At 63.6% G+C, this 1,309-nt stretch carries 2 protein-coding genes; both read right to left on the bottom strand.

Translation table 11 applies throughout. The features are described from left to right. Positions 1 to 244: 244 nt before the first annotated feature. Entirely contained in the window at positions 245 to 628 is a 384-nt protein-coding gene (locus HHL10_RS30095; protein WP_169164105.1) for a helix-turn-helix domain-containing protein, read from the bottom strand. Continuing rightward, positions 628 to 930 (bottom strand): type II toxin-antitoxin system HigB family toxin, encoded by a 303-nt coding sequence (locus tag HHL10_RS30100; protein ID WP_169164106.1) that lies wholly within the window; start codon positions 928 to 930, stop codon positions 628 to 630. The genes HHL10_RS30095 and HHL10_RS30100 overlap by 1 nt, the downstream gene beginning before the upstream one ends. Between the last annotated feature and the right edge of the window lie 379 nt (positions 931 to 1,309).

Raw genomic sequence — 1,309 nt, forward strand, 5'->3', positions numbered from 1 at the left:
TTCGCGCATGCTCATCGTGATCGTCGCTCCATCCGTCGCCATGGCCGTGCCCCCAGCAGTGCCCAGGGCTGGGACAGTGCGACATCTCTACTTGGCTGGAATGCGACATTACTAATTGGCGCCTACACCTCGATCATGAGCGTCAGGACGTTATGTGAACTACTGGAAGCGACGCGTACAACGCAGGCGGGTCATCGCATCGGTTTCAATGGGCCGGCAGCGGGTGAAGGAAGGCATGGTGCCTTTACGCGTGTGGCGCCCGAATCAGCGTCTCGGCTGGAATGCCCAGGCCGTCATGCAGCCGCCGGATCATGTTCAGGCTCAGTGGGCGTCGGCGGTTGAGCACTTCCGAGACTCGCCCGCGCCCGCCGATCATGGGCTCCAGGTCGTGCGGGGTCAGCCCCATCTGCTCCATGCGGAACTTGATGGCTTCCACCGGGTCCGGCGGCTCGATGGGGTAATGCTTGGCCTCGTAGGCCTCGATGAGCACCAGCAGCGCCTCGAAATGCGCCCCCGCCTCGCTGTCGGGCTCAGGCTCATGGTCGAAGTACGGCGCCACTAGCTTCAGCGCGGCCTGGTAGTCGGTCTCGGTACGGATAGGGTGCAGGGGGTAGGCGTCGGGTTTCATCACAGGGGCTCCACAGTGGCGGCGTCGATGGCGTCGTACTGCGCGTGCGTGCCGACGAACTTCACGTACAGGGCTTGGAACCGGTAGGCCACCGCCACCACCAGCCGGTAGTCGTTGCCCTTGATGTTGAACACCACGCGGTTGTGCGCCACGAAGCTCGCGCTGGCGTAGCGGCGCTTGATGTCCTGCGGCGAGTGCCACTGCGCATGGCTGGCGTCCTCAAACCATGTCTGCAGCGCCTGCCTTGCCGCTGGGTGCTCAGTCCAAAACTGCACCAGCGTCACTTTGGAAATCACTCGCATGGCGCAATTGTGCTCCCATTTTGGGAGCATATGGCGTCGCCGTGCCGGCCGCCTGCGGCAATGGGGGACTTGCCTGAACGTCAGCGAGCCGCAGGTGCGGGCCGACTTGGCCCGGGCGTACATGTGCCCTGCATCGACTGCTTCATTCGGACAGTCCTGGGCGCAGTGAATGTGCCGGGGCATGGCCAGGATCGCAGGTGCAGCGTCCCAATGCTGTGCCCACGCAGCCCATGGACCACCGACGATAGCGTGTGAGGTAGCCTGACTTCCGTGGACACCCGCCTCGAACAGAGAGCAGACGGGCAAGAGGATGAAGAAGAATCAGAGCTACACGGCGGAGTTCCGTGCCGAGGCGGTGAAGCTGGTCACCGAGCAGAAG

The sequence above is a fragment of the Azohydromonas caseinilytica genome (assembly GCF_012927045.1).
Taxonomy (GTDB): Bacteria; Pseudomonadota; Gammaproteobacteria; order Burkholderiales; family Burkholderiaceae_C; genus Azohydromonas; species Azohydromonas caseinilytica.